The following is a 10006-nucleotide window of genomic DNA, read 5'->3' on the forward strand; positions in this document are numbered from 1 at the left end:
CAGGCAGGCTGAGGCAACAGTGCCTCAGCCTGAGTAATACCCATTTTAGTTTTAAGTAACCATTACAAGGCTGTTTTATGTTATATCGGCTAGTTTTATCTCATAAGAAACTCCTCATCCTTGCCACTTTGTTGAGCGTGGTCAGTGCATTATCTGGCATTGGCATCATCTCACTGGTCAATGCTGAGATAGAAAATGTGTCTAATCCCGACTCGGATGTGATCCGGGGGCTGACCATCTTTTTCGCTGCGTTGGCGGGATTTTTAACCTTCAGTGTGATTTCTCAGTACATACTGACGAAGTTGTCTGTTCAAATCATGGTGAGTATTCGGGAGAATTTGGTACAGCGGGTTTTATCGACCAGTTATGAGCAGATTGAACGCGTTGGTGGTCACCGTATTTTCGCGACTCTGACCAAAGATATTGAGTCACTCACTGCCACGCTGAGTGCTGTGCCACATGTCGCTTATAACCTGGCAACGGTACTGCTGTGCTTTGCTTACATGGCCTATCAGTCGTGGCAGTTGTTTTTATTTGTCGGTGGCGTTTTGTTGCTGGCTATGGTGGTTGCCCAGTTGTTGATGGGGTTAGGCATACAACGTTTCCAGGCGGTGCGTGAGCTGGATGACAGCTTATTTAAGAACTTTCGCGCGCTGATCGACGGTGGTAAAGAGCTGAACATCAACTTCAATCGTAAGCGCTTTTTTTACAAGGATGTGGTGACACCAAACATTCAGGAGATTAAAAAGTCGACGATATCAGCGCATATTGTTTTCATCATTCTGAGCAACTGGACCAATTTAATCTTATTCCTGGCACTGGGGTCTGTGGTCTTTATGTCACAGTTATTCTTAAGTGGTATCGCCACGGCCGTGGTAGTGAGCTTTGTTTTGACCCTGGTGTATGTAATAGGGCCGTTGACAGTATTGATCAACACTTACTCTGTGGTTGCCGAAGGCATAGTGTCGAGCCAGAAAATTGAAAAGCTGCAACTGTCCGAGGAGATCCTGACCGACCAGCTGGATAACACATTGCATCCGGAACATAACTGGCAAACCCTTGACATTGAAGCCATTGAGTATGAATACCGTCGGGATGACAGCGACGACTATCATTTTTCCATTGGGCCAATTAGTACACAGATCCAGCGGGGTGAAATTGTCTTTTTGATCGGCGGTAATGGCTGCGGTAAATCAACCTTCGCCAAAGTGTTGTGTGGCTTATATACGCCAACTCAGGGCAGTATCCGCCTCGATGGTCGCGATGCTGCACATGCAATGGATTGGTATCGCTGTCACTTTAGCACCATTTTTTCTGACTTTTACCTGTTTGAACAAGTGATCGATGCCAACGGTATGTTGGCAGATGATGACAAGATTAGTCAGTACCTGAGCAAGCTTAAACTGGATCAGAAAGTCACGGTAGAAAAGGGGATTTTGTCCACCACAGAACTGTCTCAGGGTCAGAAAAAGCGCCTGGGTCTGTTGTTGTCTTATATGGAAGATACGCCACTGTATATCTTTGATGAATGGGCCGCTGATCAAGACCCTTACTTCAGAAACTTCTTTTATCGTGAACTGTTACCCGAGCTGAAATCGTTGGGTAAAACCGTGTTTGTGATTAGCCATGACGAGCATTACTTCTCACTGTCAGACCGGATCCTCAAATTTGAAGCCGGTCAGATGGAAGACGTATCGACGTCATTCTCAGCGACAGCGCCAGTGACCGAGCGCCAGCCAGCAGCTCTGGCTTAATCGTCTGACAGGCGGGCTTTTGGCCCGCCACGTTTCGTTGCCTTCGGGCGAGGCTCAAAGGCATTGCCTTAGGGCCAGAGTATTATCAAGGTTCCCGCACAGAGGGGCCAGTGAGTATGGATAGACCAATCATGAGTAATAGACGTTATCCCCTGACATCATCCCAGCAACCTGTCTGGATGGAACAAGTATTCAAAAGTGAGTCCCCGCTGTATAACGTTGGGGGTCGGTTTGTGTTGACGGGGGCCTTGGACCCGGTACGCTTTAAACATGCACTGGATCACGTTGTCGCACATACCGACGCCTATCGGATCAATCTGGTGCTGGAAGATACACAGCCGTCGCAAATTATCAATGATGATCTGGAACTGGACTGGAAGTGTATTGACTTAAGTGGCTACCCGGATGCGCATCAGCGTGCGGCAGACTACTGTCAAAATCAAATGTCTACGCCCATTGATATTTATGGTCCTTGTTTATGGCGTATTCACTGGTTAAAAATCTCCGAGCAAGAAAGTGCCATGTGCATGGTGTTCCATCATTTGATAGTGGATGGCATCGCGGGCAGTTTATTTATTGAATACCTCAGCGAAACGTATCTGGCAATGGATGGACAAGGTCGCTTTCTCAGAGAGGTTCCTGAGCGTCCACTCTATAGTGAATTTATTGAAAAAGACCTGGCTTACCGGCAGAGCAGCCGGTTCGAAAAAGACCAGGCTTTTTGGCAGGAAAAGTTTGCTACTTTACCCGAACCATTGTTGCTGAAGAAAACTAATCAGTTTGATGATCAGCCATTCGCGCGTCGCGAATACGAATTTACGCAGCAACAATACAATCAGATAGGGGCTGTTGCCGCACGGTATGGCTGTTCAGCTACGCACTTTTTCACAACTCTGATCGCCGTCTATTTTTCACAGATGAACGATAAACGTGATCTGGTCCATATCGGTATGCCGGTGCACAATCGTAGTTCAGCCAAGCTACGTCAGACTATCGGCATGATGGCGTCAGTAATCCCCGTTGGTGTGGCATTTTCTCGTACTGATAGTTTCGCCGATACCTTCAAATCGGTCGCTGCCGAGCTCAAACGCAGCTACAAATATCAGAAGTACCCGCTGCACGAAATCATTCGTGACCTCAGACCGCTGAATGACGGCGAAGGCCAGCTGTTCGATATTCAGCTGTCTGTAGAAGAGCATCCTTCGGATACCCAGTTTGGCGAAGTGACTAGCCATAAGGCCGTACTGAACAGCGGATTCGGCTCATATCCTTTGTCTATTTATGTGCGCAGTCATGATAATATTAATAACGTTCATGTCGAGTTTAATTTTGATCGTAATTTCTTCAATGACGATGAAATAGATAGCCATGTCAGCCGTCTGACTACCATGATTGCAGATGTTGTGACCAATCCAACCATGCTGATTGGTGATTACGCATTGGCAACCGAGCAGGAAATCGAGCAGCAGCTGTTTGATTGGAACGGCAACCAGACCGACTATGCCTCTCAGCTGACTATCCAGCAGGTATTTGAGCAACAAGTTGCTGCCGCCCCTGAGCAGTCAGCCTTGGTGTTTGGAGACACATCACTGAGCTATCAGGCGCTGAATGAACGAGCCAATCAACTGGCCCATTACCTGGTGCACCAGGGAGTGATGCCGGGCAGCTATGTGGGTGTCTGCATTAACCGGTCACTTGAGATGATGATCGCGATCCTTGCCACGTTGAAAGCGGGCGGGGTGTATGTACCACTGGACCCCAATTATCCGGCAGACCGTCTTGCTTATATGATGGAAGACTCTGCGGTGAGCGTGATCCTCACTAATTCCCGCTGTCGAGAGTCGGTGGCGTTTGCCGCTGACAAAGTGATTTCGCTGGAAAATGTAGCTACTGAACCAAAGGCTTGCGAATGGGCACAGTTTAGCCAGAGCAACCTCAGTACAGAGATACAGCAACACAGCGATGAACTGGCCTACCTGATTTATACCTCGGGCTCGACGGGTAAACCGAAAGGCGTGATGTGTACTCATCAGGGGATCGTCAATCTGGCGCAAAACCAGCAAGACAGATTCGCTATCACGGCACAAAGCCGGGTCTTACATTATGCCTCGATCAGTTTTGATGCAGGCACCTGGGACTGGGTGATGGCGCTGCTAAACGGGGCGACTTTAGTGATCAGCAGTGATGAAGCGCGCCTTGAGCCAGCAAAGGTGGCTGATTTATTTGTCCAACAGCAGATCACTCATGTGACTTTACCGCCGGCATTTCTGGCGACCATGGAATGCCGTGATGACTATGCGCTTCAGTGCCTTATTGTGGCTGGTGAGGCCTGCGAGCAGGAACTGATGGACTTATGGTCTGCCCGTTATGGATTCTATAATGCGTATGGTCCTTCAGAGGCGTCAGTCTGTGCCACGGTTTGCAAGTTGTCGCCCGGCAACCCTATTCGTATCGGCAAAGCGCTCGACAATGTGTCTTTGTTTGTTCTGGATGAATATCAAAAAATGCTGCCGATTGGCTCTATTGGTGAGTTGTACATCGGCGGTGCCGGGCTGGCTCAGGGCTATCTGAATCGTCCTGAATTGAGCCAGGATAAGTTTGTAGTCAACCCATTTTACCAACAAAATCAGAAGACTGGAGAGCGTTTGTATCGCAGTGGCGATCTGGTTCGTTACTTACCAAACGGTGAGCTGGAGTTCGTTGGCCGCGCCGATGATCAGGTGAAGGTGCGAGGTTTTCGTGTCGAGCTGGGTGAGATTGAGCATGGCCTGAATAAACTGTCGGCGGTGCACTCTTGTGTGGTACTGGCGAAGCGTCAGGGTGGCACGAATCAACTACTGGCTTGTGTTATCCCGGAGCAACCAGTGACAGGATCAGAACAGGCTGAATTTGTTTTTGCTCTGCAACGGGAACTTGAGCAAGAGCTGCCAGCACACATGGTGCCAGGTCATTTTACTTTACTAACCCAGTGGCCACTGACCCCAAACGGAAAAATCGATAAGAAAGCACTGCTGGCCAGCACAACCATCGCTTTGCAGGGAGAATATCTGGCGCCGCAAACCGACACGGAAGTTACGCTGGCTGCTCTGTGGTCTGAGTTACTCAAAGTAGACGAGGTGAGCGCGACTGCGAACTTCTTCCAACTTGGGGGACATTCACTGTTATTGATGCAGTTGGCCAGTCAGCTTCAGGGTCTGGGCTGGCAAGCGCGGGTGCATGATTTGTTTGCCACTGCGTCGCTTCGGGAGATGGCTGAACTGCTTGATAAGCAGGGCAAACAGTCTCAGGCCTTTACTGTGCCTGTTAACGCTATCCCGGCAGACTGTGCGCGGGTGACCCCCAAGATGCTAAATCTGGTCGAGCTGAATCAGCAGGAAATTGACGAAATTGCGGCAAAAATTCCGGGTGAACATAGTAATATTGCTGACATTTATCCTTTAGCGCCCCTTCAGGAAGGGGTGCTATTTGTGCACACCCTGAATACGCATTCAGACCCTTATGTCACGACTGCGGCATTTGAGTTTCAAGGAGCCAAGCAGTTAGCGAATTTCCAGCGGGCATTGCAACATATGGTTGCGACTCACGATGTGCTGCGTACGGCAGTGATGTGGCGCGAGCGCGAAACGGCGTTGCAGGTCGTACTGCGAGAGGCACAGTTAAGTGTGTCACATTTGGTGTTCGATACTGAGCAACCGGTTAAAACGGCTTTTGAAGCCTACGTAGCGGAGCATCCGCATACATTAGATCTGGAAGCGGCTCCATTGATCAAGCTGGCGATCACGGAGGCCGATGAGCAGGGCAAGCACTATGCATTGCTGACTTTCCACCACTTGACGACCGACCATGTATCACTGGACATTTTAGTTTCTCAGTTACAGCAACTATGTGATGAGCCTGATAGCGCACTGCCTGCGCCTTTGCCTTATCGTGCCTTTATTGCCCATACCCTGGAGCACAATCGTAATCTGGATGTTGCCGGGTTCTTTTCGGCGCAGCTGAGCGACATAGAAACCCCCACCTTGCCCTTTGATTTGAGTGAAGTGACTGGCAATGGTGAGACTATCGTTGATCATCATGACACATTACCGGCTGAGCTGAGTGAGGCAATCCGTACCCTGGCACGGCGTGAAAGATTGAGTCCGGCAGCCCTGTTCCACCTGGCCTGGGCACAGGTGATTGCGGCCTGTTGTGGCACGCAGGATGTGGTGTTTGGCAGTGTTATGTCGGGTCGGATGAATGGTCTGGCGGGTATTGAGAGCATGATGGGGATGATGATAAACACTCTGCCATTGCGTGTTTCTCTGGATGATGCCCCGGTGCTGGCGCAACTTAAGCGAGTTGATCAGAGCCTTAAAGCATTGCTGCCCTATGAGCAGGTATCGCTCGCTGAAGCACAAAAATATAGCGGTCTTGCCAGCGGTGCAACGCTGTTTAGCGCCATGCTGAACTACCGTCATTCTGCGACACAGGATGATATGACCGCGCTGCAGCAGGATAATGCTGCCTGGACTTTGCTGAGTGCCAAAGAGCGCACCAACTACCCATTCGGTTTGTCAGTTAACGACCTGGGACAAGGTTTCTCGCTTGAGTATCAAATCGATCAGCAGGTCGAAGTACAGCAGGTTGCAGCTTATCTCACCAACGCGCTGACGCAGCTTGTGACAGCATTAGAAGAAACACCGGATCAGCCCGTCTCTTACAGCGTGCTGCCTGAGCTGGCACAGCAACATCAGTTGGTGCAGTGGCAGGCGAGTGCGCCCTGGTATCGCAGCGACATGCAGATCCAAGAGTTGTTTGAAGCACAGGCCGCAGCAACGCCGGACGCCATTGCGCTACAACTCAATGAGCAGACACTCAGCTATGGTGAGCTGAATGCTCAGGCAAACCAGCTGGCACATTACTTACGTGAGCAACATAAGGTTGCTGATGGCACTTTAGTAGGCTTGTGTATTGGTCGCTCCATTCAGATGGTGGTTGCCACTTTGGCGATATTGAAAGCCGGTGGTGCCTATTTGCCATTAGAGCCTAATTACCCTCAGTCCCGTTTGGAGTTTATGCTGTCGGACAGCGGTGCACAGGTGATATTGACGGAGCAGGCGCTAAGTGAGCGACTGGCATTTAGCGATGCCGAATTACTGGCTGTGGACACCCATAGTGCACGTTTTGCGCAGTATGGTACTGATAATCCGCTGTATGCCAATACTCAATTGCCAGAGTCTCTGGCGTATATCATTTACACGTCAGGCTCAACGGGTAATCCTAAAGGGGTAATGACACCACACCGGGCGGTCGTACGCCTGGTGGATAACCCTGACTTTATTCAGCTCGGTGGTGAGACAGCCTTCTTACAATGTGCCAACATTGCCTTTGATGCTGCGACCATAGAAATTTGGGGGCCGCTACTTAACGGCGGTCGCTGTGTGCTGTTCCCGGATGAGTTTTTAACCGTGTCTCGTCTGGACGAGGTGATTTTTGAGCAGCAGATCACTGATATGTTCCTGACGACCGGGTTGTTTGATGAATGGAGCCGTACCGGCGTTACCCAGGATTCATTGCGTTGCGTGTTGTCTGGCGGTGAGGCTGCTCGTCTTAATAGCTGGGAAAAGGCACTGAGCAGCAACCCAGATTGTCGGTTTGTTCATGTCTATGGACCGACAGAAAACACCACTTTTTCGACCTGGTACGCGGTTAACAACGACGATATCGCGCGAGGCGTGTTGCCGATTGGCCGCGGAATTTGTGGAGACCGTTGTTATATCTTGTCTGCACAACAGCAACTTCTGCCTGTTGGATCTGTTGGTGAACTTTACCTCGGTGGTGATGGACTGGCGCTGGGATATCTCAACCTGGCAGAGCTTAGTGCTGAGCGTTTCATTGAAAACCCTTTTGCCGGGCGTGAGGGACAGCCTCAGCGCTTATATCGATCTGGCGACCTGGTGCGTTATGATGAACAGGGCGAGATTGTGTACGTCGGACGAGTAGACGACCAGATTAAGATCCGGGGTTTCCGCGTAGAGTTGGGTGAAATCGAGCACACGCTGAATGCGTTGGAGCAGGTTGAGCAGGCACTAGTCGTTGCCCGCAAAGATCTTAGTAACAATGCCATGATAGTGGCCTATGTCGAGCCTGCGGTTCAGGTGCCTGAAGACCAGACGCTGAGTCACTGGTTAAGTGAGGCGCTGGGTGATAGTTTACCGGCTTACATGGTTCCCGGCGCATTTGTGGCTATGATGCAGTGGCCTTTGAATGCGAATGGTAAAATTGATAAGCGTGCGCTGCCAGAGCCTGATATGGCCGCAGGACAGGGCCAGTACGAGGCACCACAGGGCGATATTGAATGCCTGCTGAGTGAGATTTGGTCACAGCTACTTGGTATTGAAACAAGCAAAGTCAGTCGTACCGCGAACTTCTTTGAGTTGGGCGGCCACTCCTTGTTGGTCATGAAGATCCATGCCCGCCTTAAACAGGCCGGGTATACGGCAGAAGCGGCGGCTATCTTTAAAGCCCAGACGCTGGCCGAAATGGCCTCAACTGTCAGTACGCTGGAAGCACAGCATAGCTGGCAAGTGCCCGCAAATGGCATAACGGCTGACACCACAGCCATTACACCTGAGATGTTACCTCTGATCAGCCTGAGTCAAAGCGATATTGATACCTTGTCTGAGCAGGTGCCGGGTGGCATGGCAAACATTCAGGATATTTACCCGCTGGCACCACTGCAGGAAGGCATTTTATTTGCACACTCATTGCAGCAGGAGTTTGACCCGTATGTGATTTCTGCGGTACTGACCTTTGCAGATGAGGCAAAGTTTGAGTCTTTCGTTGCGGCTCTGGAGCAGGTCGTTGCTCGTCATGATATTTTGCGCAGTGTGATCCTCTGGCGCGGCCGTGAACAGGCGGTGCAGGTGGTGCAGCGCGAGGTGGGCAGTCTGGTTGAGTGGCTGGACTTCGGTGCTGAGCAAGATGTGCTGGCCGCATTTAATGAGTTCGTTGAGCATGGTAATCATAAAATCGATGTAGAGCAGGCACCGCTGGTACGCATGCAGGTTATTCGGGATGAGCACAGTGGTAAAGTGCATGCTTTGTTTAAACATCACCACCTGATCACTGACCATGTGTCGGTTGAATTGATCCTGGAAGAGCTGGCCATGTGTGTGGCGGGCGAGCAGGCTAGTTTACCGCCACAAGTACCGTATCGCGAATTCGTTGCCAAATCACAACACATTGCCAACACCCTCGACAGTGCGGCATTTTTCTCGGCGCGTCTGGGAGATGTTGATACGCCAACTTTACCTTTTGGCCTGGCAGATACGCTGGGTGATGGGTCGAATTCGCAGGAGCTCAGCTATGCGCTGGCAGCAGAGCAGGGTGAACGTATTCGTCAGCTGTCGCGGCAGTTACAAATGGGTCCGGCGGTGTTGTTCCATGCTGCCTGGGCACAGGTGCTGAGCCACTGCTGTAATATGCAGGATGTGGTATTTGGTACTGTATTGTCCGGGCGTATGAGTGGTGAAGCGGGCGTAGAACGCATGCTGGGTATGCTTATCAATACCTTGCCGGTGCGCGTACAGCTGGCCAATGTAGATGCCAGAGCCTTGCTGACTCAGGTACATGATCAGCTGCAGGGATTGATCCCTTACGAGCAGGTGGCACTGGCCGAAGCGCAGCGCCACTCTCAGGTTGATGCCAGTTCGCCCTTGTTCAGCACCACGCTGAATTTCCGCCACTCCGAAAACCTCGATGAGCAACAAAGCAGCCTTTATGACATTGCTGCAGTACGTGAACGCAGCAACTATCCGCTGGATCTGTCGGTCAATGACTTTGGTGATGAGTTCACCCTCGACTTCCAGGCTGATGCGCGCGTTCCATTGGCGCTGGTGGCTGATCTGATGAATACTGCCATCGATAACTTATTGCACCACGCAATGCGAGATTCCGAAGAATCACCGGCTCAGTGGACAGCGTACTCTGCCGAGCAGCGCCAGGCGTTACTGAGTGCACAGCAAGGGCCGGCTGTGGCCTTACCACAAGCTTCGGTACACCAACTGTTTGAGCAACAGGCCGCGAAAACCATGGGCCGTGTTGCTGTCAGCTATGATGATGACATTCTGACTTATCATCTGCTTAATGAACGCGCCAATCAGCTGGCACACTATTTACGGGCTGAGCATCAGGTAGGCCCGGATACGCTGGTGGGTCTGTGTGTGGGCCGCTCGCTGGAAATGATGGTGGCGGTGCTGGCCATCCTTAAA

At 50.9% G+C, this 10006-nt stretch carries 2 protein-coding genes; both read left to right on the forward strand.

Translation table 11 applies throughout. The features are described from left to right. Window positions 1-77 precede the first annotated feature (77 nt). Window positions 78-1754 carry a cyclic peptide export ABC transporter gene (locus tag MHN31_RS21175; protein WP_239445252.1) on the forward strand — a complete coding sequence of 559 codons (1677 nt, stop codon included), beginning with the start codon at window positions 78-80 and terminating at the stop codon, window positions 1752-1754. Window positions 1755-1885: 131 nt separating this feature from the next. After that, window positions 1886-10006 (forward strand): non-ribosomal peptide synthetase (locus MHN31_RS21180; protein WP_239445253.1); only part of this gene is annotated, 8121 nt, incomplete at its 3' end.

The sequence above is a fragment of the Pseudoalteromonas sp. McH1-42 genome (assembly GCF_022347845.1).
Classification (GTDB): domain Bacteria; phylum Pseudomonadota; class Gammaproteobacteria; order Enterobacterales; family Alteromonadaceae; genus Pseudoalteromonas; species Pseudoalteromonas rubra_D.

Bases quoted from the DNA above. Each gene is read 5' to 3' on its own strand.
- MHN31_RS21175 (WP_239445252.1), top strand. From the start codon at position 78: ATGTTATATCGGCTAGTTTTATCTCATAAGAAACTCCTCATCCTTGCC.